Raw genomic sequence first — 24426 nt, 5'->3', positions numbered from 1 at the left:
CTTGCATCGCAGGCACGCCAGCACACATTCAAGAGCCAACAGTTTGAAGATTAAGTACCTCTGGTTACAATCACCGCCCTTTCCCACTCTCCCAAGGATCCGCCATGTCCGGGCTTGAACTGTTCGCCGCCGCCCTGGGGGTGATCGCTGTCTGGCTGACGGTCAAGCAAAACCCCTGGTGCTGGCCCATCGGCCTGGTGATGGTGTTGCTGTACACCTGGGTGTTCTATGACGTGAAACTCTATTCCGACATGTTGTTGCAGGTGGTCTACGCCGGCCTGCAACTGTATGGCTGGTGGCAATGGACCCGCGCCGGCGAGGTCAAGCAAGGCCGCCAGGTCACCCGCCTGGGCGTGCCTGCGATCATGATCAGCCTGGCCATCGGCGCCGTGTTCAGCCTGATGCTCGGCGCGGCCATGGCCCACTGGACCGATGCCGCGCAACCGTGGCTCGACGCCGCCCTCACCGGTTTCAGCCTCGTGGCACAACTGTGGATGGCGCAGAAACGCGTGCAGTGCTGGCCGCTGTGGATTGCCCTGGATGTGATCTTTGTCGGCCTGTTTCTCTATAAAGGCCTGTACCTCACCGCCGCGCTCTATGCGTTGTTCACCGTGATTGCCGTGCAAGGCTGGCGCGAATGGCGTGCCGATCCGGTCTTGCAAGCATGAAGGTGGTGGTGCTGGCCGGGCCCGAATCAAGTGGCAAGAGCTGGCTCGCGGCGCAATTGCAGGCGCACTTCGGCGGGTTGATGGTTGGCGAATACGTGCGGTACTTCATCGACCGCCATCAGCGCGACACCTGTCTGGCGGACATTCCCGACATCGCCCACGGCCAACTGGCCTGGGAAGACGCCGCCCGCGCAGCGCAACCCCACCTGCTGATTCTCGACACTCACCTGCTCACCAACAAACTCTGGAGCCAGACCCTGTTCGGCGATTACCCGGCGTGGCTCGACGATGAGCTGTTGGCACGGCATTACGACCTGCACCTGCTGCTATCGCCCGAAGATGTGGAGTGGACCGCCGACGGCCAACGCTGCCAACCGGAGCTGGCGGATCGCCGCGCATTTTTCCAGGGCAGCCTGGACTGGATGCAGCAGCATCAGCAGCCGATGCGGGTGATTCGTGGCGATTGGGAAGCCCGCCACGCCGCCGCGATTACCGCCGTAGAACAGCTGTTGCAGTGAGCGGGCAAGCCCTAAGCGCAGATCCTCTGTAGGAGCGAGGGGGGACGCCTAGTTCTTGCTCGCGAAAAACGCCCAGGCAACGCGGTCATTCTCGATAAGCGCGGTGGCCCTGAGCTCTTCGCGAGCAAGCTCGCTCCTACAGATTTCATTGCTTTAAGCATTGCGTTCGCTTAGTAACCCAACGACAGGCCGGTATTACGACGCGGGTCGTTAGCCCCATAGAAGCGGTTGTTGCCCACCGGTTTGCCCTCCAATGAGGGCGCGCCCACCAGGATCGCCGCCAAGTGGTTGGCGTCCTGAGGGGCGGCGAACTTATGGCCCCAGCTTTCGAGGATTTTCTGGGTGTCGGGGCTGACCGCGAAGGTCTCAAGGTTGGTGGTGTCCGGCATCCACTGCTGGTGAAAACGCGGTGCGTCCACGGCTTCCTGGATGTTCATCTTGTAGTCGATCACGTTCAGGATGGTCAGCAAGGTTGCCGTGATGATACGGCTGCCACCTGGCGTGCCGACCACCATTACCGCTTTGCCATCCTTGGTCACGATAGTCGGGCTCATCGATGACAATGGCGCCTTGCCCGGTGCGATGGCGTTGGCTTCGCCCTGCACCAGACCGTACATGTTCGGCACGCCGACCTTGACGGTGAAGTCGTCCATTTCATCGTTGAGGATCACCCCGGTCTTGCTCGCCATCACGCCCGCGCCGAACCAGTCGTTAAGGGTGTAGGTGACGGAGACCGCGTTGCCCCATTTGTCGACGATCGAATAGTGAGTGGTGTTGTTGCCTTCATGGGGCGCCACGCCCGGCTTGATCGCCTGGGAATCACCGGCCTTTTGCGGCTCGATGGCGGCACGTAGCTGGGTCGCGTAGTGTTTGTCGAGCAAATGCTCGATCGGGTTCGTCACGAAGTCCGGGTCGCCGAGGTAGCTGTTACGGTCCACGTAGGCGTGGCGCATGGCTTCGATCTGGTAGTGCAGGCCTTGGGCCGAGTGATAGCCCAGCTCGGCCATCGGGTAGCCTTCGAGGATGTTCATGATCTGGCAGATCACCACGCCGCCGGAGCTCGGTGGCGGCGCCGAGACCACGTGGTAGCCACGGTAATCACATTCGATGGGCGCCAGTTCACGGGTCTTGTATCTGTCGAGGTCAGCCTGGGTGATGATGCCCTTGCCGGCCTGGCTGGAATCTACCAGCGCCTTGGCCACCCAACCTTTATAGAAGCCATCGGTGCCCTTGGCGGAGATTTCCTTGAGGGTCTTGGCCAGGTCTTTCTGCACCAGTTTCTGGCCCACCTGCAGCGGTTGGCCGTTGCGCAGGAAGATGCCGCGCAGGTCCTGGTCTTTTTCGAACTCGCCGGTGGCGGTGTGCAGCAGATCGACATCACCCTGCTGCAATTCGAAGCCGTTTTCCGCCAGTTTGATCGCCGGGGCAATCACCTGGGCACGCTTGAGGGTGCCGTATTTGCTCAGGGCCAATTCCATGCCGGAGACCGTGCCGGGTACACCGACGGCCAGGTGGCCCTTGGCGCTCAGGCCTTCGATAACGTTGCCGTCCTTGTCCAGGTACATATTCGCGGTGGCCGCCAGCGGGGCTTTTTCGCGGAAGTCGAGGAAGGTCTTGCGCCCGTCCGCCAGTTGCACGGTCATGAAACCGCCGCCACCGAGGTTGCCCGCCGCCGGGTACACCACCGCCAGCGCATACCCCACGGCCACGGCCGCATCCACTGCATTACCACCAGCCTTGAGTACATCCACGCCCACATGAGTGGCCAAATGCTGGGCCGTGACCACCATGCCATTTTCACCGGCCACCGGCGCCTGTGAAGCGGCTTGCACACCACTGACCGTCAATACCAGTGCAGTGGCAATCAAGGTGCGGCTGAAGGGTTGGTATTTCATCCTTGGCTACTCTAATTATTGAGACGCACCAAAATAGCCCGTCACGGGTTTAATCCCCAGCGCAATGGCGTTTTTATTACAGAACCTGTCGGTCACGGAACGGCGGCAAATCATCGGGATGGTAAGTACTCCTTGACGGGGGTGGCGAATCAGCACTGGCCTATACAACGAATGGCGCTAAAATCAGCGCCATTCTTCGTTTGCCTCCCTGACACGAGCCGCCCATGAGTTTTGATTTCGATACCCTTCACCCCCGCCTTGGCACCGGCAGTACCAAGTGGAACCGCTACCCGCCGGACGTATTGCCAATGTGGATCGCCGACATGGACATCGCCGCGCCGCCCGCCGTGCTGCAAGCCCTGCATGAGCGTCTCGATCAGCAGGTCCTCGGCTACAGCGTGGCAGGCCCGCAAGTGCGCGCGGCGATCATCGACGACCTGTGGGCCAAGTACGCCTGGCGCGTGCAGCCTGAAGAGCTGCTGTTTCTGCCCGGCGTCGAGCCCGGTTTCAATATGGCCCTGCACGCTTTCGTGCAACCCGGCCAGCCCGTGGTGCTGCAAACCCCCAACTATCGCCCCCTGCGCCTGGCGCCGGGTAACTGGAACCTGCCGCGTATCGAAGTGCCCTTCGAGCAGGTCGACGATGAATACCTGACGCCCCTGCCGGCCCTGCGCCAGGCCCTGACGGGCGCCGGCGCGCTGCTGTTGAGCAACCCGCACAACCCCATCGGCAAGGTGTTCCCGCGCGACGAATTGCTGGCCGTGGCCAACGCCTGCCTGGAACACGGCGCGCTGATCATCAGTGACGAGATCCACGCCGAACTGTGCTTCGACGGCCGCCGCCACATCCCCACCGCCAGCCTCAGCCCCGAAATTGCCCAGCGCACCATCACCCTGATGTCGGCGAGCAAGGCTTACAACATCGCCGGCTTGAAGACCTGCTTTGCCGTGGTACAGAACGCCGAGATCCGCGAGCGTTTCAACAATGCTCGTTGCGGCATGGTCGACAGCGTCAGCCCCCTGGGCCTGGAAGCCACCCGCGCCGCCTACAGTCAGTGCGGCGAATGGCTGGATGCACTGAAGCACTACCTGCAAGCCAACCGCGACTACCTGCTCGATGCCGTGCACAACCGCTTGCCCGGTGTGGTGATGCATGCGCCGCAAGGCACGTTCCTGGCCTGGCTCGACTGCAGCGCCCTGGGCCTGGACGATCCGCAGCAGTTCTTCCTGGAACACGCCAAGGTCGGCTTGAGCGCGGGGATCGAGTTCGGCGATGACTGCCAGCAGTTCGTACGCCTGAACTTCGGCTGCCCGCGGGTGATGCTGGAAGAGGGCTTGCAGCGCATGGAGCGCAGTTTACAAAACCGCTGAAAGCCACTGGAACCGTAGCGGGCGCTATCGACACCCATCACCGTGTTGTTGAAGCCCTCTCGGAGCCAGTACTTACCATGACCGTAGCGACGCGCCCCACCGTTGTACCGCCTGTGAACGTTTTCGAACCCATCACTGGCAGCTGGCCCTCTCCACCCGCGCATCCGGCGCACGACACTGAACGTTTACAGGCTGACAGCGAACTGGCCAAGCGCCTCGGCCCCCACCCCTTCGATCACCCGAGAGTCGGCCCCGCATCGCTGCTCAACATCCCGCCGAAGGCGACCTTGGGGCTTTGGTTGAACCAGTTGGACAAAGCCTTGCGTACGCCAGACTTTCGCCGCTGGATGAAAGTCAACAACATCTCACCCGACAATGTTCAGTTGCATCCCGACCGCAAAGGTGTGGACGTGATCATCCAGGGCAAACCCAAAGCCTTCTACCTGGGCGACAACTCAGGGTTTGCCGAGGTTGCCGGCCCCTTGCTGCAAGCCGTGGAAACCCTCGGATTCTGGCCCCCCTCAAGCGGCCATTTCCTCCATTACCCGTCCAAGCCCTACCACGTCGCAAGCGCCGCGCAGGTGCTGCAATTTTATGGCGTCCGCCAGGATGATCCGCATGCCGTGGCGCAAATGGTGAGCCAGCAGCGTTTTCCAGATATTCCCAGCACAGACGAGCTGCGTGGCGACGCGGCGCTGGCCGAGCACCAACGCGCCCTGGACGACAGCACCCGCTGGTTCGCGGCGCCCATCGTGCTCCCGGCAACCCGCGAGCGAGATGACTACACACGCCGCTTGCATGCCTTGCACAAAGCGCTGCCGAGTGTGCGGGATGAAGCCAAGCAGTGGGCCGAAACCATGATTTTCAAACTGACCGGGCTCAGGGTGGATGCCGACACACTCTATTTAAATCGCTTCGAGCAAGCACAAAGCGCCAACACAGTGACCGGCTGGGAACACCTGGCAGAGGAACCGACGCTCTCGCAGAAACTGCCGGATGCCCTATTGAGCAACTTCAACGAGCACGACTGGCTGCCTGGGGCCCTTGACCAGCAAGCAGGCTTGTATACGGCAGGCCCGGGGCAACGTACAAAAGGCGGCTATGGCGCCCACAATCAGTTTGCGCTGGCACCTTCGCGGCTGATGCATGACAGCTGGAAGACCGACTTTCAGGGACGCATCACCCAGAAACTGGAGAGCTTCTGGCGTGACCATGGCGATGATTACCGCACCTTGCTCAAAGGTGAATTCGTCTACCAGGCCCGCCAGCAGCTCAAGGCCTATGAACGCGCATCACCGGCAGAGCGCGAGAAGATGCCGGCCTCGCAGCGCTTCACCGAGCAAGATTATCGCCTGGTCATGGCGGCGGCCAACGTGCCGCTCGACGTCAACCAGCCGCTGACGGTCAAGCAGTTGCAGGCGTGTTCAGCCGCGAAGGGTGTCGTGCACGCGCATGCCTTCGACATCAATGGCTACCTGTCGAACGACATCCTGCGCTTTAGCGCCGTCGACGGCCCCCACTCGCAGTTGCGCGACCGACGCGATGGTGTGCAGATCCTCTATGTACCGGGGCATCAGCCGGCCTTTTTGCGCTTCGATTCGCTGTCCGGTATGGACCAGTGGGTGGCCGAGCAAGGCCGCGAGCCGCAGAAGCGCAAGGCCTTGGAATCGCACTTCTCACTCAGGGACCGACAAGACAACGATGTCGGGTTCTGGAGCGATGTAAAGGCGTTCATCACTGGCGATTCCCAGTCCGGCAAAGGCGTGGACACTGCCGTCAAGTACCTGGGCAGTGGCTATTGGGACAAGATTGAAGGGACCGTCATTGACAGCACCAACGTGGCCATCCATGGCGACGTATTCAGCGCTGTCAGGGACGCTACGCGCAAGCGCATGACCAGCGATGCGGATGTGCTGATCAAGTCCAACAGCGAGACCACGCGGGACACTTGGCTCAACGATGTCACCACGGCAGCGGGCTTGCTGAGCAAATTTGCACTCACCGGTGAGCCGATCGTCATTGCCGCGGCAGGAGCCGCCGGCCTTGCAGAAGCTGCGCTAGGCACTGAAAAGGCGCTAACCGGCGACACCCAGGCCGAACGGCAGCAAGGTACCTCGGCGGCCTTGGATGGCGTGCTCAATATCCTCTTTTCGATGGGCGGTGGTGCCACGACGCAAGGCCCGTTGAAATGGCCGGCAAAGATCCCATTGCGCCGCGAGACCTTCGCCGATGGCCAGCAAGCACTGGTCGCTGACCACCCCTTGCCGGCCACCGCCTACACCTTGCGTCGCACCGATGGCTATGACCTGGTGGCAAAGGACAAGGTGTATCGCTACCGGGATAGCAAGCCAGGAGAACTGACCAACCTGGAGTCGATGGACCATACGCGGCCGCTCGAAAATGTCGAGCCGCTTTGTCCTGCGCCCAGTGTGGGTGGGCGCGTCCGACGCGGCGTCAATGATGACTGTTTCGTCAAAATCATCGAAGACCTGCCCGCTTCCCAAGCACCGCTACAGGCGATGGAGCACGTGCGGTTGTTTCCTTCGAAAGCCGGGCTGTTCAACAAGGAGCGCACGGTGGTCTACCAAAAACGCCTGCACAAGCGGCTGGACACTGAAACCGGTCCTCAGCTGGTTCCAGTGGCCGATGGCAAGCGCATCCTCTACAAGCAGCAAGTGCGTGGCAGGATCATTATCGAACCTGGGTTTGGTTTCCGCTCCGCTGACTCGGCCGGCGTCCTTGCCAAAGAGACGCGCGTGGTCAAGCTCAACAGCATCAGCGCCGTCAGTGATGACCAACGCCAGGTCCGCAGTGTGGTCGTCACCAGCGGCGACCGGCAGTACCTGGTGCTGGAAGCAGATACCGCCGAGTTCTATTACGCACCGCTGAATAAGGTACAAAGCGGGGATATCACCTTCAATAAGTGCGGCCCTTTTCAACTGAGCCTGGTGCAAGGCTACCGAAAATTCCTGAACGCACACCCAGGCGCAAACGCACTGGATGCCGACTTCATCGTGCTGCCGAGCCTGCAGGAGGCCTACGCGCAACTCAAGCGTTCAGGCTGGCGCAAAGCCGATGTCAACGAGCTCAAGGCACTGTGCAAGGGCATGAGCAATGAACAGCAACGCGAGGTGGCTTACCAATTACAGCGGGCCAATGCCATCGTCCAGCCGGACGTTGCCCTGCGCGCCCGGCGCGTAGCGGCGCTGGAAACACCTGCCGATTTCACCCAGTGGCCAACAAAGCAGAAAAACCAGTTTTATGCGCAACAGGCCAAGGCCCATGTCAACCAGGCCCTTAAAGCGAGCGGGCTGGGGCCTGGCAACCCACTACGTTCAGCCGCCGACCTGGCCAGGTCCGATGCAGCGGCGATGACGGTTGGATGGTTGCGCCGTACCGCCAGCCTGGGTGCACCGAATGCAGATGACATGATCATCAAAACGGGAGCCGGCAATTGCGGGGAGATGGCGCTGTTATCCCGGGACATTGTCAACAAGAGCGGCGGGATCGCCACCGAATGGCATGCCGGCGATGTGCACAGCTTTACCGTGGTGGGCGGGCCGACAGGGCCGGTCCGTCCGACCGTGGACTTTTCCGAACCGGACTGGGCCGATGCCTGGGTCATCGACCCCTGGGCCGACATCGCCTGCCCCGCTCGCGATTACACCCAGCAATTGCAAGCGACCATGACCCAGTGGGACAGGCTCGGCTGGAAAATCCGCGCAGGCAAAAAGCCAGATATGAGCCCCTTGGAACCGGACTGGATGGACGCACTCGTCAAGCAACCAAAGCGCCCCTATGCCTTGCAGCAAGCAGATGAACAGCCACTGCCGATCCCTTCTCGGCTGCCACTCAAGACTGCCAATAAGGTGCATGTCGACATGGGCGAGTCGAAAACCCTGAACAAGGGCGGCGAGGTCCTGGCCACCCGTGGCTTGACCGACTGTTCGGCCATCGCCGTGCTCACCGACTGGAACGGCACCACCTACCAGAAGCGAACCCTGATGCACCTGACCGGCAGCAATCTGGAGCTGGGCTTGCGCGGCGGCAATACCCAGGCCCTGCTGGACAGTCTGCAAGCCTCTTTAAACAACGGCGGGAAGGTCATACTGGTAGGCGGTGTGAACTCGGACTCCATCCAGGGCCTGGCCACGACTCTCGGGCAAACCTTCAACGGTCGGCAACCGTTGAGGGACTTATTCCGTGAACGACCTGGCGTCACCCTGACACTGGCCGGCTCGCTCGGCATCACGATCAACGCCGATGGCACCTTTGAGCTGATCGAAGACACCGGTAAGGGCGTGCTGCCTGCCGATAAGGTCAGGCAGGTTTTCGAGCGTGTCGACTGAACAGCACCCGCTCTAAAGCTTGGCGGTTGCGCACGCTGGTCGCTTAAATGGCCACAAATGAATATATGGAAATTTTTTATTCCGTTAAGACATATAAGGTTTGCCCAGCAACCCTACGCGATCTTGCGCAGCGTGACCCAATACCGCGTCCGCGCCTGCACCTCCAGCCCCAGGGTGGAGGCCAGCAGGTCAAGGATGCGGTCGGTGTCATCCAGGCGAAAACTCCCCGTCACGCGCAACGATTCCAGGCTTGGCTCCCAGCGCAATACGCCGAGGCGATAGCGTTCCAGTTCCCGCAGAAAATCTCCCAACCCCTGGTTCTGTGCAGTGAGCACGCCGTCGCGCCAGCCCAATTGCAGCACGTCGAAGGGTAGCCTGGCGCCAAGCCCGGCGGCCTTGAGCGGCATTTGCTCGCCACTCTGCACAGTCGTTGCCTGGCCGTTGAGGTCACGTACCGACACCGTCCCCTTGAGCACCGACACCAGGCAGCCGGACGCCAGTTGCCGCACGCACACCTCAGCCTGGCTGACCAGCAGTTGGCCATAACGGGTTTGCACGGTCAGCGCCGCCCTGCCGGGCACGTTCAGTGCCAGTTCGCCGTCGACCAGGGTGATGCGCTGCTGCGCCGGGTTCACGTCCACCGCCGTGGCGGTATTGAGTTGCAGGCTGGCGCCGTCAGCCAGTGGCAGGCGCTTGCGCTCGCCGGTGGCGGTCTGCAGGTCGGCACGCCAGGCGTCGATGGGCAACTGGCGGCTGACCAGCCAGGCCGACGGCAGCAGCGCCGCTACGCCCAGCGCACGCTTGAGCAGCGCGCGCCGGCCGGGCTGCGGGCGATCAAGGCTGGCCATGGCCACGGCGTGGGGCAACGCGCTGAAACGCTGGCGCAAGGTTTGGGCCTTTTGCCAGGTCTGTTCATGCTGGGGATGGCTGTCTCGCCAGCGCTGCAACGCGGCATGGTCACCCTCAGTGGCCGCGCCGGACTCCAGCAGTGCCAGCCATTGCGCGGCGGCGCGGGCAATGTCACGGTTCACAGATCCACCAGCAGGCAATGCTCGTAAGCTTGAGCCATATAGCGCTTCACGGTGCGCTCGGAAACCTCCAGGCGCTCGGCGATCTGGCGGTAGCCCAGGCCCTCCAGCTGGCTCCACAGAAACGCGCGGCGCACCACGGCCGGCAAACCCTCGAGCAACTCATCCAGGGCATGCAGGGTTTCCAGCACCAGCCAGCGCTGCTCGGGCGAAGGCACACTGGCTTCGGGCAAGCTGGCCAAGGCATTCAGGTAGGCCTGTTCAAGGCTGCGGCGCTGATGAAAATTGACCAGCAGGCGCTTGCCGACCGTCACCAGATAAGCCCGTGGCTCCTGCATCTGTGCGATCGGCTGCGCACTGGCGAGCACGCGCACAAAGGTGTCCTGGCTCAGGTCCGCCGCATCCCAGGCATTGCCCAGGCGCCGCCGCAGCCAGCCCTCCAGCCAACCGCGGTGGTCGCGGTACAGGCTCGAAAGTGTCAGTTCAGGGGCGTGCAGCGGGACAACAGCATCATTCATGGCAAGCAACCTGCGCGGCGCGAGTGAGTCTCAAATGAGATTCATTCTATTTAATATCGTGGCGCCGCACCATGCTCTTTTCAACATTGCGTATAGAGGCAGACATTTCTGCCGCCGCGAGTGCTCTATACAATCCTCCGGCCGCGCTGGCGCAGCCACTGCAGGAAGCCTTTCTTGACCGGCACCACCGGCGCCTCCTCGGTCAACACCTGCGCCGTGTGCAGGCGGAAATCCAACAGCGCTTTCATCGACTCGCTGATGTCGCGCCGTGCATCCAGGCAAGGTTTCAGGTATTCGTTTTCGATGCGGTAAAGCGTGCAAACAGTCTTTGCCGAAAAGTCTGCCAGCGCGGCCTGATCCGACAGGACCCCCGCCTCGCCAATCACCTCCCCCGGCCCCATCCGCCCCGCCTCGAATTTGTGGCCACCCTTGGTGAGCATCACCGAGACCACCCCGGACTCGACGATAAACAAGTGATCGCTGACTTCCCCCGCCGGCAGGATCATCTCGCCGGCCCGGTAGGTGTGCGGGGTCATGTTCTGGCTGAAGGTGTCTTTTTCTTCCTGGCGTAACGTGGAGAAAATCGATGAGCGCTCCAGCAGCGCCCGCGCGGCGGACATGGCCGGCGGCGCACTGCTTTCGGTGGCCGACAGCAAACCGACACCCGCCGCCTGCAGGTGCCGGAATGCCAGGTCGTAGAGCTGGTTGCGCACTTCACGCTTGAGGCTCATGGCGGGCACGAACCCGATGATCTCATAGTCCACGCCGCCACTGGCGGAGGTCTTGAACGCCACGCTGGGCGCGGGTTTGGCCAGCAGCGGGCGGCAACCTTGCATGGCGCGCTCGAGCGCTTCGATCACGGTTTGCGGGCGCGCATGGGGGCTGACCTGCAGGCTCACCGCCAGGCCGAACATATCCGCCGGGCGCGAAAAGTTGATGATCTTGGCCTTGGCCGCCAGGGAGTTGGGGATCACCGCCATGCTGCCCTGGGAGGTTTGCAGACGCGTGGCGCGCCAGTCGATATCGGTGACCTTGCCTTCGGTGCCGTCGATGGAAATCCAATCATCCAGCTGGTAGGGCTTGGTGGTGTTGAGCACGATTCCGGAAAACACATCGCTCAAGGTGCTTTGCAACGCCAGGCCGACGATGATCGCCACCGCGCCGGAGGTGGCGAGCACGCCCTTGACCGGCAAGTCGAGCACATACGCCATGGCCGCGATGATCGCAATCAGGAAAATCACCGCGCCCATCAGGTCCTGCAACAAGCGCCCGGTGTGCCCGACCCGCTGCATCATCAGCGTACCGAGCAGCACCGTGAGGGTGCGCGCGGCGAACAGCCACCAGCCGATCTGCAGGGCCGTGGCGGCCAGGTGCAAGGCGGTGTTGTCGGCATAGGGCGCGACCAGCATGGGGTTCATGCCGTCGTTGAACAGCACGGCGCTGAACACCGCAAAAATCACCAGGCGCGCCGCCAGTTTCCAGTTGGCGAAGTTGGCGGAGATAAGGCGCCACACGGCGATGTCGATCAGGATCAGCGCCAACGCGCAGAGCATCGGGTGATCAGCGATAAATGAGGGCATCCAGGCGACTCCAAGGCGAATGGCGTGAAGATCGCATGAATCGAGAACGCTGGAAAATAAAATCTGGGCGCAGGGGTTGGGGCTTGCCTTAGGGCAAGCCCGCTCACCACAAAAAAGCACATGCAGCGGGTTGTGTGACAGCCCTCAGGCGTGCATCCGCCCGAACGCTCCCGCGTGAAAATCGGCAAACGCCTGATGGATTTCCTGCTCGGTGTTCATCACAAACGGTCCATGCCCGACGATGGGTTCGTCGATAGGCTCGCCGCTGAGCAGCAGCACCATGGCGTCGTCACTGGACTCCAGGGACAACTGGGTGCCATCGCGCTCGAACAAGGCCAACTGCCCTTGGCGCGCAATGTCCTCGCCATTGACCAACACAGTGCCACGCAGGACCACCAGGGCGGTGTTGCGCCCGGCGTACAGGCTCAGCGTGACCGGTTTACCGGGGTTAAGGCGCAGGTCCCACACGTCAATCGGTGTGAAGGTGCGTGCGGGGCCTTGCGCCCCGCCGAACTCGCCGGCAATCAGGCGCAGGTGCCCGGCGTCATTGGCCAGCGGCAGCACGGGGATGTCGCCGTCGACAATGGTCTGGTACCCGGCGTCGGCCATTTTATGCTTGGCCGGCAGGTTGACCCACAGTTGCACCATCTCCAGCGCGCCCCCTTTACGGGCGAAGGCTTCGGAGTGGAACTCTTCATGGAGAATGCCTTTTGCAGCCGTCATCCATTGCACGTCGCCAGGCCCGATGGTACCGCCGGCGCCGGTAGAGTCGCGGTGCTCGACTTCGCCGTCGTAGACGATGGTCACGGTTTCGAAGCCACGATGGGGATGCTGGCCGACGCCACGACGTTGCTTGGTCGGGGTGAAATCAGCCGGGCCGGCGTGGTCCAGCAGCAGGAATGGGCTGATGTGCTTGCCCAGGCTGTCGTAGGAAAACAGCGTGCGTACCGGGAAACCGTCGCCGACCCAATGGGCGCGGGGGCTGGTGTAGATGCCGATGAGTTTTTTCATGATGGTCCTCCAAAGTGACTACACCATAAAGCCGCTGGCCCTTGGGTACTAGCCGGCGGCCACGGCCCTGAATGTCCCATGTATAGGACAATGCCCACAGCGGGTGCCGGAGCAAGAGAAGACAACGGCTGTCGAAACGTCCCACATTGCCGCCGGATAAGCTCTACTCCCCGCCCCTGAAAACCGCTGCAAAGTCCCTCGCCTGACTACACAGTGCGAGGGATTGCAGATGGTTGTTCTTTTTTGTGTGTTGGCTCGTTCGGCGATTTCAGGCGCCCCATGCGTGGGGAGTCGTCACGGATGACCCACGCAGCCCACATTGCCGCTATCGAACACGAACTGGATGGCTTTCATCAGAGCCTGGTGATTTATCGCCAGCAGATGGACGCTTGGTATTCGCGTGCGCTGGATTCGGTGAGCCATGCGACGGATATGCCGTCGTTGTTGGGGATGGATCGAGTCGTCCGGGTTGGGGATACACAACGCTCCGTGAGCATATCCGATGCTGACTTTGCGACCGTGGCCCGCTGTCCGGTGGGCGGTGAGCTGAAGATCGAGAGCACGTTCGAATCGGTGTACGACGTGCCGATTGGCAATATCCCGGTCGAGGTCATCGGACTGGATGACGGCAGTTCCACCGTGATCATGCTGGATGAACACGGCAAAGGCTCGCACTACTGCGCGGCGGGCGAGCGCTATCAAGTGCGGGTGCAAGGCGTCGTTTCTGCGGAGCAAGTTCACGCGCTGTTTGCTTCTTACGCCGGGCTGACAGGCGATCTGGAACAGTGGCTTCGCAAGCAGTGGTCTGGCTTTAAGCCGCATTGGCAGCAATCCACCGCCAGTGCGATTGGCAGCGGTGTGTTGGCGGGCAGTTGGGCCGCGATCATGGACGTGTGGGACAGCATCAAGCGGGTGCAGGCGATTCTTGAAGATCCGTTGAAGTTCGTCGAACAGCTCGGTGATCAGGCTGCCAAGTTGGCGCAAATCGCCACCGACGCGCCCAAGGTCATGGAGCGGGCGATGTTGCTGGCCAGCGATGAGGCGGCGCTGTTTCTGTTGGTGCGTACGGCGATGATCTGGTTAGACGCAATGCCTCCCAGTGAAGTGGCCGAGGTGGCCGCCGGATTTGTGGTGTCGTTGCTGATTGACCTGGTGATCGGCGTGGTGCTGACCATCGCGTTGCCGGCGGCCGGCGTGGCGTATTTGAGTTTGCGGTTGGTCAAGTATGGCGCGCGGATTCTTCAAACTGCGGTGAGCTTTGTTCAGGGGCTTTTGGCGATTCTGACGAAGTTTATGCAGACGGTGGATCGCTACAAGGCGGTGGCGATTCGCGGGGTGGTCGGCGGGCTGAAGCAAGGCACGATGCAGATGCGCTGGCGGGCGCGGCAGAACGCGGTGCTGAAGCAAAAAGAGCCTGTAGATGATGTGCCTGCTGTATCGACGAATCCGAAGGGCGATGCGGCTGCCTCTTCGGATAAGACCGTCACCAACGGCTGCCCGGTGTCGATGGTTAGCGGGGAGGAATTGCTCACCCTGACCGATGGCACGCTGGACGGGATCTTGCCGTTTGAGTGGACGCGGTTGTATCGCACCAGTGCGGTGGAACTGGATGTTGGGTTGGGGTTTGGCTGGAGTCATTCGCTGGCGCAGCGGTTGGTGGTTTCAGGCGATTCGGTGGTGTGGACCGACCATGAAAACCGCTCGACCGAGTTTCCGCTGCCTACCGCTGCTCGGCCGGCGATTACCAATAGCCTGGCCGAGGCGGCGATTTACTTGGGGACTTCGCCGGACGAGTTGGTGCTGGCCCAGGCGTCGCGGTTTTATCACTTTCGCGACGGTGTGCTGGTCTCGATCAGCGATGCGTATGACAACCGCCTGCGGATTTCCCGGGATTTTTCCGGGCGCATCGAGCGGCTGGACAACGGCGTGGGGCGTTCGCTGTGTTTGCGTTATGAACTGGGCCGCATCGTCGCGGTGGATTACCAGGTTCAGCGGGCCGAAGGCCGTGAAGAGTATGCCTGGATTACCGAGCAGAACGTCGTTTCCTATGCCTATGACGACGCAGGCCGACTGGTTGGTGCGACCAATGCTGTAGGTGAGCGCGAGGTTTATCGCTACGACGATCAGCACGTCATTCTGGAGCGCGGGCTGGCCGGTGGGGCGAGTTTCTTTTGGGAGTGGGGAAGGTCCGGCAAGGCGGCGCGATGCGTGCGGCACTGGGCCAGTTTTTCGCAGATGGACACGCGGTATGCCTGGGGTGATGACGGCAGCGTTGTCGTTCACAACGCCGATGGCAGTCAGGAGCTGTATGTCCATGACGACCGGGCGCGCTTGGTGCAGCGTGTCGATCCGGACGGTGCTCAGCATTTCAAATCCTACGATGAAAAAGGTCGGCTGACGGTCGAGCAGGATCCGCTGGGCGCAGTAACGGCCTATCAATACGACGATGCCGGACGCTTGGTGGCGGTGTTTCCGGGGGACGATGAGCCAACGTCCTACGAACATGACAATGGCTTCATACGGGTTGTGCGTCGGGGTGAGGCGGTTTGGAAGTATGCGCGTAACGATCAGGGCGACGTAACGCGTAAGACCGATCCCGATGGTCAGGTTACCGACTACAGCTACAACAAGTACGGGCAACTGACAGGGGTTTGGTACCCGGATCGCGGCTGTCAGCGGTTGGTGTGGAATGAGCGCGGCCAGCTCATTGAAGAGCAGCTGCCGAACGGCGCTATCACGCGCTATCGCTATGACGACCTGGGAAGGCAGATTGCCCGCGAGGATGAACAAGGCGCGCTGACCCAGTATCAGTGGGACGCAGCCGGCCGCTTGCTGAAACTCACTCAGCCCGGCGGCACGTATCGGGAATACGCCTACAACCCCTACGGCAAAATCACCGCCGAACGCGACGAACTCGGCCACGTCACCCGCTACGAATACGCCGACGGCCTGCACCTGATCAGCCGCCGTATCAACGCCGATGGCACCCAGGTCAACTACCGCTACGACAACGCTCGTTTACTGCTGACTGAAATCGAAAACGAAGTCGGCGAAACCTACCGCCTGGACTACCACGCCAACGGCCTGATCCAGCAGGAAATCGGCTTCGACGGCCAGCGCACCGCCTACGTCTACGACCTCAACGGCAACCTCCAGGAAAAAACCGAACACGGCGACGATGGCAGTCAGCTGATGACCCGCTACGAGCGCGACCATGCCGGCCGCCTCGTACGAAAAACCCTGCCAGACGGCAGCAAAGTTGATTACGCCTACGACCGCCAGGGCAATCTCCTCAGCGTCAACGACGGCCATTGGGCGTTGGCCTACGAGTACGACAGCCAAAACCGCCTCACCGCCGAACACCAGGGCTGGGGCACCTTGCGTTATGGCTATGACGCCTGCGGTCAACTGAAACACCTGCGCCTGCCGGACAACAACCGCCTCAGCTTCAACCACGACAAAGGCGGCGACCTCGCCACCGTCGAGCTGAATGGAACGCTGCTAACGTCCCATCTATTCAACGCCGGCCAGGAGCGCCAACGCCAGCAAGGCCAGCTCCTCAGCCACTACCACTACGACGATCAGCAGCGCCTGCACGCCCACACCATCACCCAGCAGGAAAACCACCTCTACCAACGTCACTACGACTACGACAAAACCGGCAACCTCACCCGCCTCCACGACACCCGCAAAAGCGAACACCGCTACCACTACGACCCCTTAGGCCGCCTCACCCGCGCCGACCACTCCCAAGACCTGCAGGAACGTTTCGGCCACACCCCCGCCGGCACCCTGCTCATGCAAGACCGCCCCGGCCCCGACATCCTAGCCGGCAACCGCCTGATGATCCAGGGCGACCGGCATTACGACTACGACGCCTTCGGCAACCTCATCCGCGAACGGCGCGGCAAAGGTCAGCAACTCGTCACGGAATACCGCTACGACTGCCAACACCGCCTGATCGGCATCACCCAACCCAATGGCCAAACCGCCAGCTACCGCTACGATCCATTTGGACGGCGCATCAGCAAAACCGTCGATGGCATCACCACCGAGTTTTTCTGGCAAGGCGACAAACTCATCGCCGAACACCATGCGGAGCGCCACCGCAGTTACCTCTACGAACCCGACAGCTTTCGCCCGTTGGCACTGCTGGAAGGCTTCGGTCCAAATGAAACCCAGCCCTATCACTACCAACTCGACCACCTCGGCACGCCGCAGGAACTGACCACCCCCGACGGCGAAATCGTCTGGTCCGCGCACTACCGCGCCTACGGCCAGATCAGCCGCCTAGACGTCGGAAAAGTCGACAACCCGCTGCGCTTCCAAGGCCAATACTTCGACCCGGAAAGTGGGCTGCACTACAACCGCCATCGCTACTACAATCCGGATATTGGTGGTTACCTGACGCCGGACCCGGTGAAGTTGGCGGGCGGGATCAACGCCTACCAGTACGTGCCTAATCCTACGGGGTGGGTGGATCCGCTGGGGTTGAATTCGTGTCCAGGTGGGGATGGATGCAAACCTGGTACAACCGCTCCCGCCAAAACGCAAAGCGTTGATCACGGAGAACCCGCTTTACCGCAACTAACCCGTGCGGAGCGACAGGCAAGGATTGATGAGCTTGCAGAGGTAAACTCTCACCGTCGATTAGCTGAGCTTGAACGATCAATTCCAGGCGCTCACTTTCTGGAAAAACATGGGGCTCAGACTTCACTAGAGTCCCAACTTGAGCGCGTTATGACCGCGAAAAACCCGACGACTGGGCAAATCGAAAGACACATAAGAGGGCCATACCGAGGAGAGCCGAGACCGCCAAGTGCGGCCACTCACTTTCTAAGCCATAGAGATCAGTTAAATGCTATTTATCGTGCACAGCTCATTTTCAAGCAGGTTAATTTATCGGCATCCAGGCAACCTATGCACATGGGAAAACTAATTGGAGAAGGGTATAAAAGAGATGGTTACGAATATGACCAAACCAAGAAGGCGAGAGTTTTCTTAAACGAAGATGGACAACCTATTACAGCGTTTACGGATCTAGAATGAAACTCAAACCAAGTCTCCCGATAATCCAAGGTCTGCTTTTCACATACTGCATCGAAAACACGAAAAACCCAGACAGAGAAGCGTTAATCGCCTCTATAAACGTGAATGACCAGAAAGAATTAACGCTATTGTTTAACGCACTAACCAAGCCAGAATTTATCAAGTACAAACGAGACGAAAGAGAGTGGCATATCAACACGCTTAAATACTTTTTAAATACGGACGAAAATTTCGATTCTGTATTTTATCTTTTCGACACTTACTTTAACGATGAAATAATTAATAAACGATATTTTATGACAACACTGTTAGCCTGCCTTGAAAAATTTAACAGTGAAATTATCGAAAACTAAAAAACAAAAAACCTGAGGAAACAAATCCAAAAAGCCGGCCTCGAAGCCCCCGCGACCTGGTAGCAACACCACCGACCCTCTGTGGCGAGCGAGCTTACTCGCGCTGGGCCGCGAAGCGACCCCTCTCAGGGAGATCGGTGGTGTCAGATGTTCACCACAAGGGCCCACTCCGCCGAGTGAGCACTGTGTGCCGTCAGATCACCGCTTGGCCAACTCCATCATCATCCGGCTAAGCAGGTAAACCCGCGGCACCACACTCTCCACCTCCGCATACTCATCCGCCGTATGAATATTGCCCCCCACAATCCCAAACCCATCCAATGTCGGCGTGCCTACCCCGGCCGACAAACTCGCATCCGCCGCCCCGCCGCTGCCTTCAATCGTCAGTTTCTTACCCAACTCCCCATAGATCCCCTGGGCAATCGTCACCAACTTATCCGACTCCGCCGTCTGCGGCATCGGCGGCAGGCCGCGCTTGAGGCTGGTGGTCACTTCGGTTTCCGGGATCAGCTTATTCGCTGAAACGCGCACCAAGTCCTTCTCGATCCGATCGAACTCTTCCGGCAACGCCGCGCGTACGTCGGCCTTGGCGGTGGCTTGATCGGGGATGACATTGGTGCGATCGCCGGCCTTGATCACGGTGAAGTTGATGGTGGTTTTCTTCGCTTCGTCCCCCAGCTTGCCCAGTTGCAGGATCTGGTGCGCGGCCTCCATGGCGGCGTTGCGCCCCAGTTCCGGAGCGACGCCGGCGTGGGCGGCTTTGCCTTTGACTTCGACCACGGCGGTAGCGCTGCCTTTGCGCCATACCACCAGGCCATCGGCTGGACGCCCGGGCTCCAGGTTAAGCGTAACGTCGTGGGCTTTGGCGGTGTTGCGGATCAGTTCTGAGGCAATGTCGGAACCGGTTTCTTCGCTGGCGTCGAGCAGGAAGGTAATCTGCGCGTAGTCCTTGAAGCCCTGGTTTTTCAAGACTTTGAGCGCGTAGATACCGGCGACGATGCCGCCCTTGTCATCCATCACGCCTGGGCCGTACGCACGGCCGTCCTTGATGTGAAAGGGGCGCTCGGCGGCCGAGCCTTCCTTGAACACCGTGTCCATATGCGCCATCAGCAAAATTTTCGCTTTGCCGCTGCCCTTGAGGGTGGCGATCACATGGCTGCTGTTGGCGGCGGCATCCGGCACCCGTTCAATCTCGAAACCCAGCTGTTTCAGTTCATCGACAGCGACGTCGCTGACCTGGGTCAGGCCCGGCCCGTAGCCGGAACCCGAATCGATATTCACCAGGCGCTCCAGCAGTTTCAGGGCGTCGGCCTTGTATTGCTGGGCATCCGCCTGGATCTGTTTATGGGGTTCGGCGCTGTAGGCCGGAAGGACGAAGGACAAGGCCAGGGTGGCGGCCAGCAGGGTGCGGGGGAAGGTGAAGAGCATGAACCGATCCTTGTGTTTTGTTGGGGGGCCACCACACCCTACCCCACTAAACGGAGCGTAACCAAGCGCCCTTCACCGCGCTGACGCGGTTGCGCCCGCTGCTCTTGGCGTCATACAACGCCAGGTCGGCGTCGTTGAGCCAACTGGTGGCGTCGGCATGTCCGGGTTGATACAGCGCCAGACCGATGCTCAAGCTGGCGCGCAAGGCGGGGTCCTGGGCGTAGGCCAACGTGTTGAAGCCGTCACGCAGTGCATCCATCACTTCGGTGGCGCGGTTGAGTGGCATACCCGGCAGGATCACGCAGAACTCATCGCCGCCGTAGCGCCCGGCCAGGTCGGTGATGCGCAGGTTCTGGCGCAGGACTGTGCTGAGCTGACGCAGCACGACGTCACCCATGACATGCCCGTAGGTATCGTTGATCAGCTTGAAGTGGTCAATATCGATCAGCGCGATCGCCGCCCCCTGCTGCTCGCGGCGGCAGCGTTGGAACTCGACTTCCAGGTCGTCTTTCCACGCGCCATGGTTGAGCAGGCCGGACAAGCTGTCGGTGCGGCTCAGGGCCAGAAATTCGCGTTTGTGTCGAGCCAGGGTCACGGCCTGGCGATAGCAAATCCAGCCCAGGGCCAGCGGGTACAACATCAGGATCGGCAGGCAGGCATAGAGTTGCGCCTGGGTGGTGGTGGCCATGAACGCCGGGGCAAACAGCAAAAGCGACGTGCCGATACCCAGCGCCTGCGCCACCCATCCGGCAAGCATGAAGCGCAGGCCGCCGATGGCCACGTTGTTCATGGTCATCATCGACAGGGTCGTCACACCAGGCAGTGGGTTGAAGTGCATGGCGCCGACCCAGAACCCACCGCAGAAGGAGTCGAACAACAGGTTGCGGCGTTCACTGCGCAGTGCATGGGCACTGCGCAACGACAGTTGCAAGGCAAGAAGTGGCCACAGGAACGCATTAGTGACCATCCAGACCCACACCCAGAGGGGCGGATCAAGAGGGTACATGCCAAACACCACGCACACAAAGCCGAGCGTTAGCCCCAGCGTGCGGGATCTGTACAATCGGGTAGCGAGCGGAAGTCCTTTTCCTCCGGCGGCTGGCATGGTCGGGTGTAATCCTGGATGAATGCCTGGAGTCTATCAGGGTGCCGGCAGTTCGCCACTACCACTCATAAGCTCATTACCCACGCAAATACCCGATCCAAAGCGCTTAGTGGGAAAAACCGCGCGCCAGCATCATCGCTACCCCCAACAGCAGCACCGCCGTGATCCGCTGCAGCAACACGCGCCGCCTGGGGTTTTCCAGCACATGCTTGATGCGCTGGCCGAAGTAGCAATACAGGCAACCACTGGCAAATTGCAGCAGCAGGAAGGTCAGCCCCAGAATGACGATATCCGTCGCCGAACTGTGCTCCCCTGCCCCGGCGAACTGCGGGAACACGGCGCTGAACATAATGATGGTCTTGGGGTTGGAAAACCCGGTCAACAGCCCTTTGCCAAACAGGCTGCGCGAGCCCTCGGCGGCATCCGCCTTGCCTATCGCCACGCCGCTGCTGGTCCACTGTTTATAGGCCAGGTAGAGAATGTAGGCGACGCCGACGAACTGAATGCCCTGGGTAATGGCGAGGTTGCCCTTGATCAGTTCCGAGAACCCCACGGCAAAGATCAGGATGGAAATCAGGTACGACACACTGGCGCCGATCTGCGCCGGGATCGAACTGCGCAGGCCGTCCTTCAAGCCCAGGCTCAACAGCAGCAAGGTCATTGGGCCGGGGCTGAAAGTCATGGTGGCGCAAAACAGCAGAAAGTAGAGAAACGAAGACAGCGTTAATGCACTGGTCATGGGCCTGAACCTTGGGTAGATAAAAACAACAGCGATGGGACGGGCTATGCCAGCGCCCGTCCCAGGCACGTCAGGCCACGGCGATTTCGGTGGTCAGAGACTTGCGGTACATCACTGCCAGCTCACCCAGGGCTGCCTTGGCGCTCTGGTTGCGGGTTTCGAACGCTACCAGGCCTTTCCAGTTGGTTTCGACGATGGCCTGCACCACATCGGCGTAGTCGCAGTTGCCGTCATGAATACCGAAGTGCTGGTCCTGCACGCCATTGTTATTGCTGAAGGAAATGCCTTTGATCAGGTGGTGATATTTGCGCACCACCTCGGCCGGCAGGCCGTTTTCGATGTTGGCGTGACCGGCATCGAGGAAGAAATACACATTGCGGTGTTGCTGCAGGCGCTCGAACACAAAAGCGTATTCGGCTTCGTGGGTAAAGATGTAGTGGAAGGGTCGGTAGTTGACGTAGTTGGACAGGTTTTCCAGGTAGATATCCACGCCCTTGGCCTCGGCGTAACGCGCCAGTTCCTGCACCGACTGGAGGTAATGCTCCAGGGCGACCTTCTTGGCCATCAGCACCATTTTCGGTTCGACGATGCAGCCACCGTGGATGATCAACGGAGCGCCCAGGCGGCTGGCGATATCGACCTCTTTTTTCACGTAGTCCACGGCCGCCGCGCGGAACGCTTCCACGTCGCTGCCCAACGGCGCCTTGAAGTTGCCGTGGTATACCGGCTTCACCCCAGTGTCCGCGATTTGTGCCTGCAGGCTGGCGATGCGTGCGTCAGTCCAGTCATCGACCATTTCGCCGAACAGGCTGCCATCGATATACCAATGGGTGCAGCGCTCTTCGACGGCTATCTGCAGCCCCTTCTCAGCGGCCAGGTATTTCTGGTGGGCAACCCCGGTGCAGAATGGCACGGCAGGTGTGATCAGTTTGCTTTCCATGGAGCGAGTCCTTTCGTTGATGGCGCGTTACAGTTCGATGGCCATGAAATCGGCCTTGGTCACGCCGCAATCCGGGCATGTCCAGTCTTCGGGCACCTCTTCCCAAGGGGTGCCTGGCGGGATTCCGTCCTCAGGAATACCCAATTCTTCTACGTACATAAATCCGCAGGGTGCACACATATAAGTCTTCATGAGAATGCAGAATCCATTGCTCGCTTGTAGGAAAGTTCGCCACATCCAGGCGAGATGGCGCGCAGTCTAGGGGAGCGGCATTGCTCAAGGCAGGTAAAGTGTTGCCTAATTCGGCCTAACTTCACCGGTAAAATAACCGGCAAACATAAGGAAGGTTTATGTTGGTATCCGCTATTGCCTTTGTGGAAGGCACGCCGAAGGTGCAGCAGATCGTCGAAGCGTTCAGCCAGGCCATCGAGAACGGCGAATGGGCACACGGCAGCAAATTGCCCTCGGTGCGTGAGTTGACCCAGACCCTGGGCGTGAGCAAGTTCACCCTCAACGAAGCACTGGACCGCCTGCGCGGGCGCAACCTGCTCACCTCCAGCCAGGGCCGTGGCTACTTTGTGGCGGCGGACAGCGCGCGCCCGGCCTCGGTGGCCTGGGTCGACCTGCTGCCCCAGGACCTGCTCAGCGTATTGCGTCGCCCCCTGGTCACCGCCGGCGGCGAGTTGCGTCCGGGTGGTGGCCACTTGCCGGAAGACTGGTTGAACGCCGAGGCGATCCGCCAAGCCATGCGCAGCGTGGTGCGCTCGCCGTCGTTGCGCATTGCCGGGCTGGGCACGCCGGCCGGGTTGCTGCCGTTACGTCAGGCGCTGCAACAGAAACTGCACGGCGAAGGCTTGTCGGTGCCGGTGGAGCAGATCATCACCACCCCCAACACCGTGCAGGGCCTGGACATGCTCATGCGCCTGCTCGCACGCCCCGGCGACACGGTGATGCTCGATGCGCCATGCTACTTCAACTTCCACGCCAACCTGGCCCTGCACGGCGTCAAGGTGGTGACCATCCAGCGCCGGCCCGACGGTTTCGACTTTGCCGCGCTCGAACACCTGCTGGCCGAACACCGTCCCAGCCTGTACCTGACCACCAGCGTGCTCCATAACCCGACCGGCCACTCCTTCAGCCCGGGCCAGGCTTTCCGGCTGTTGCAACTGACCCAGCAATACCAGTGCCATATCGTCGAGGATGACCTCTACGGCGACCTGCACCCCAACCCACCACCACGACTGGCGGCCGTTGCCGGCCTTGACCAGGTCACCTACCTGTCGGGCTTCTCCAAGATACTCAGCGCCAATACCCGGGTCAGCTTTGTGGTGGCCGCGCCGCAACTGGCGGCCAACCTGACCAATATGAAGTTGATGAGCGGCGGCGTGACCTCGGAGCTGTCCGAACAGATCGTCTACCGCATGCTCAGCGAAGGCAGCTACGCCAAGCACCGCAAGCGCATGATCCAGCGCCTGATGGAAGCCGGCGGGCGCGTCGAACAATGGCTCAAGCGTTGTGGTTGCGAACTGCCGATGGCCTATGAAGGCGGGATGTTTATCTGGGCGCGGCTACCGCCCGGCGTCGACGGCGAACTGATGGCCCAGGAGGCGCTGAAACGCAGCATGGTGCTCGCGCCAGGTGCGCTGTTCGGCTACGACCCGGCCCATCGCGATTCGATGCGTTTCAACGTGGCCCACAGTGACGAACCACGGCTGCAGCGGGTGTTTGAAGCGCTGTTGCTCAACGCCGTGCGCGCTTCTTGAGCGGTCACGGCCGCTGGGTCGAACCTGCGACGTTCGATCCGCTCTTGTTCGTTGACCGTCGGTGTTACACACCATATAGTGTGCCCACAAATTAAACTGACCACTACATAGT

The 24426-nt window shown here is 60.8% G+C and carries 17 protein-coding genes; 7 read left to right on the top strand and 10 right to left on the bottom strand.

Translation table 11 applies throughout. The annotated features are described in order from the left end of the window. Nucleotides 1-104: 104 nt before the first annotated feature. On the top strand, nt 105-668 hold the full coding sequence (gene pnuC, locus AB4O05_RS17385; RefSeq protein ID WP_460164763.1) for a nicotinamide riboside transporter PnuC: 564 nt from the start codon (nt 105-107) through the stop codon (nt 666-668). Continuing rightward, the gene (locus AB4O05_RS17380) at nt 665-1186 is read left to right on the top strand and encodes an AAA family ATPase (RefSeq protein WP_460136374.1); all 522 of its coding nucleotides are present in this window, start codon (nt 665-667) and stop codon (nt 1184-1186) included. Before pnuC ends, AB4O05_RS17380 begins: the two co-directional genes overlap by 4 nt. A gap of 170 nt (nt 1187-1356) precedes the next feature. Here AB4O05_RS17380 and ggt read toward each other — a convergent pair whose 3' ends face one another. Beyond that, a complete protein-coding gene (gene ggt / locus AB4O05_RS17375; protein WP_460136376.1) occupies nt 1357-3081 on the bottom strand; it encodes a gamma-glutamyltransferase in 1725 nt (574 codons plus the stop codon). A 224-nt stretch (nt 3082-3305) separates the two neighbouring features. On the opposite strand from ggt, the gene AB4O05_RS17370 reads away from it, so the two are divergent. Both AB4O05_RS17370 and AB4O05_RS17365 read left to right on the top strand, forming a co-directional pair. Further along, entirely contained in the window at nt 3306-4451 is a 1146-nt protein-coding gene (locus AB4O05_RS17370) for a MalY/PatB family protein (RefSeq protein ID WP_460136378.1), read from the top strand. A gap of 77 nt (nt 4452-4528) precedes the next feature. Continuing rightward, nucleotides 4529-8800 carry a dermonecrotic toxin domain-containing protein gene (locus tag AB4O05_RS17365; RefSeq protein ID WP_460136380.1) on the top strand — a complete coding sequence of 1424 codons (4272 nt, stop codon included), beginning with the start codon at nt 4529-4531 and terminating at the stop codon, nt 8798-8800. A gap of 113 nt (nt 8801-8913) precedes the next feature. Here the strand turns inward: AB4O05_RS17365 and AB4O05_RS17360 are convergent, their stop codons facing one another. From AB4O05_RS17360 to AB4O05_RS17345, 4 genes are all read right to left on the bottom strand, one after another. After that, on the bottom strand, nt 8914-9831 hold the full coding sequence (locus AB4O05_RS17360; protein ID WP_460136382.1) for a FecR domain-containing protein: 918 nt from the start codon (nt 9829-9831) through the stop codon (nt 8914-8916). Further along, nucleotides 9828-10346, bottom strand: a complete 519-nt coding sequence (locus AB4O05_RS17355) for a sigma-70 family RNA polymerase sigma factor (RefSeq protein WP_460136384.1) — start codon at nt 10344-10346, stop codon at nt 9828-9830. The genes AB4O05_RS17360 and AB4O05_RS17355 overlap by 4 nt, the downstream gene beginning before the upstream one ends. Before the next feature lie 125 nt (nt 10347-10471). Beyond that, nucleotides 10472-11926 carry a mechanosensitive ion channel domain-containing protein gene (locus tag AB4O05_RS17350; RefSeq protein ID WP_460136386.1) on the bottom strand — a complete coding sequence of 485 codons (1455 nt, stop codon included), beginning with the start codon at nt 11924-11926 and terminating at the stop codon, nt 10472-10474. Between the two features lie 144 nt (nt 11927-12070). Beyond that, complete coding sequence (locus AB4O05_RS17345; RefSeq protein WP_460136388.1) at nt 12071-12937, bottom strand: pirin family protein; 867 nt, start codon at nt 12935-12937, stop codon at nt 12071-12073. A 300-nt stretch (nt 12938-13237) separates the two neighbouring features. Here AB4O05_RS17345 and AB4O05_RS17340 point away from each other — a divergent pair, with 300 nt between their 5' ends. Beyond that, nucleotides 13238-17986, top strand: coding sequence for an RHS repeat-associated core domain-containing protein (locus AB4O05_RS17340; protein ID WP_460136389.1), 4749 nt, complete (start codon nt 13238-13240; stop codon nt 17984-17986). Further along, nucleotides 17983-18339 (top strand): hypothetical protein, encoded by a 357-nt coding sequence (locus tag AB4O05_RS17335; protein WP_460136391.1) that lies wholly within the window; start codon nt 17983-17985, stop codon nt 18337-18339. Before AB4O05_RS17340 ends, AB4O05_RS17335 begins: the two co-directional genes overlap by 4 nt. A 198-nt stretch (nt 18340-18537) precedes the next feature. Here the strand turns inward: AB4O05_RS17335 and AB4O05_RS17330 are convergent, their stop codons facing one another. From AB4O05_RS17330 to AB4O05_RS17310, 5 genes are all read right to left on the bottom strand, one after another. Beyond that, a complete protein-coding gene (locus tag AB4O05_RS17330) occupies nt 18538-19767 on the bottom strand; it encodes a M20/M25/M40 family metallo-hydrolase (protein ID WP_460136393.1) in 1230 nt (409 codons plus the stop codon). Nucleotides 19768-19813: 46 nt separating this feature from the next. After that, nucleotides 19814-20872, bottom strand: a complete 1059-nt coding sequence (locus tag AB4O05_RS17325) for a diguanylate cyclase (RefSeq protein ID WP_460136395.1) — start codon at nt 20870-20872, stop codon at nt 19814-19816. 106 nt (nt 20873-20978) lie between these two features. Then, nucleotides 20979-21611, bottom strand: a complete 633-nt coding sequence (locus AB4O05_RS17320; protein WP_460136397.1) for a LysE family translocator — start codon at nt 21609-21611, stop codon at nt 20979-20981. A gap of 70 nt (nt 21612-21681) precedes the next feature. Then, on the bottom strand, nt 21682-22551 hold the full coding sequence (locus tag AB4O05_RS17315; protein WP_460136399.1) for a sugar phosphate isomerase/epimerase family protein: 870 nt from the start codon (nt 22549-22551) through the stop codon (nt 21682-21684). A gap of 27 nt (nt 22552-22578) precedes the next feature. Continuing rightward, nucleotides 22579-22743, bottom strand: coding sequence for a rubredoxin (locus AB4O05_RS17310; RefSeq protein WP_460136401.1), 165 nt, complete (start codon nt 22741-22743; stop codon nt 22579-22581). Between the two features lie 158 nt (nt 22744-22901). Between AB4O05_RS17310 and AB4O05_RS17305 the strand changes: the two genes are divergently transcribed. Continuing rightward, nucleotides 22902-24314: an aminotransferase-like domain-containing protein gene (locus AB4O05_RS17305; protein ID WP_460136403.1), complete on the top strand. Its 1413-nt coding sequence runs from the start codon at nt 22902-22904 to the stop codon at nt 24312-24314. Nucleotides 24315-24426: the final 112 nt, after the last annotated feature.

Source organism: Pseudomonas sp. S1_G07 (genome assembly GCF_054668565.1).
The sequence above is the reverse complement of the archived record's forward strand: the minus strand, read 5'-3'. Positions and strand labels throughout refer to the sequence as shown.

Coding starts and splice junctions, on each gene's coding strand:
- pnuC (WP_460164763.1), top strand. CDS start 105: ATGTCCGGGCTTGAACTGTTCGCCGCCGCCCTGGGGGTGATCGCTGTC.
- AB4O05_RS17380 (WP_460136374.1), top strand. CDS start 665: ATGAAGGTGGTGGTGCTGGCCGGGCCCGAATCAAGTGGCAAGAGCTGG.
- ggt (WP_460136376.1), bottom strand. CDS start 3,081: ATGAAATACCAACCCTTCAGCCGCACCTTGATTGCCACTGCACTGGTA.
- AB4O05_RS17370 (WP_460136378.1), top strand. CDS start 3,306: ATGAGTTTTGATTTCGATACCCTTCACCCCCGCCTTGGCACCGGCAGT.
- AB4O05_RS17365 (WP_460136380.1), top strand. CDS start 4,529: ATGACCGTAGCGACGCGCCCCACCGTTGTACCGCCTGTGAACGTTTTC.
- AB4O05_RS17355 (WP_460136384.1), bottom strand. CDS start 10,346: ATGAATGATGCTGTTGTCCCGCTGCACGCCCCTGAACTGACACTTTCG.
- AB4O05_RS17350 (WP_460136386.1), bottom strand. CDS start 11,926: ATGCCCTCATTTATCGCTGATCACCCGATGCTCTGCGCGTTGGCGCTG.
- AB4O05_RS17345 (WP_460136388.1), bottom strand. CDS start 12,937: ATGAAAAAACTCATCGGCATCTACACCAGCCCCCGCGCCCATTGGGTC.
- AB4O05_RS17340 (WP_460136389.1), top strand. CDS start 13,238: ATGACCCACGCAGCCCACATTGCCGCTATCGAACACGAACTGGATGGC.
- AB4O05_RS17335 (WP_460136391.1), top strand. CDS start 17,983: ATGAAACTCAAACCAAGTCTCCCGATAATCCAAGGTCTGCTTTTCACA.
- AB4O05_RS17330 (WP_460136393.1), bottom strand. CDS start 19,767: ATGCTCTTCACCTTCCCCCGCACCCTGCTGGCCGCCACCCTGGCCTTG.
- AB4O05_RS17325 (WP_460136395.1), bottom strand. CDS start 20,872: ATGCCAGCCGCCGGAGGAAAAGGACTTCCGCTCGCTACCCGATTGTAC.
- AB4O05_RS17320 (WP_460136397.1), bottom strand. CDS start 21,611: ATGACCAGTGCATTAACGCTGTCTTCGTTTCTCTACTTTCTGCTGTTT.
- AB4O05_RS17315 (WP_460136399.1), bottom strand. CDS start 22,551: ATGGAAAGCAAACTGATCACACCTGCCGTGCCATTCTGCACCGGGGTT.
- AB4O05_RS17310 (WP_460136401.1), bottom strand. CDS start 22,743: ATGAAGACTTATATGTGTGCACCCTGCGGATTTATGTACGTAGAAGAA.
- AB4O05_RS17305 (WP_460136403.1), top strand. CDS start 22,902: ATGTTGGTATCCGCTATTGCCTTTGTGGAAGGCACGCCGAAGGTGCAG.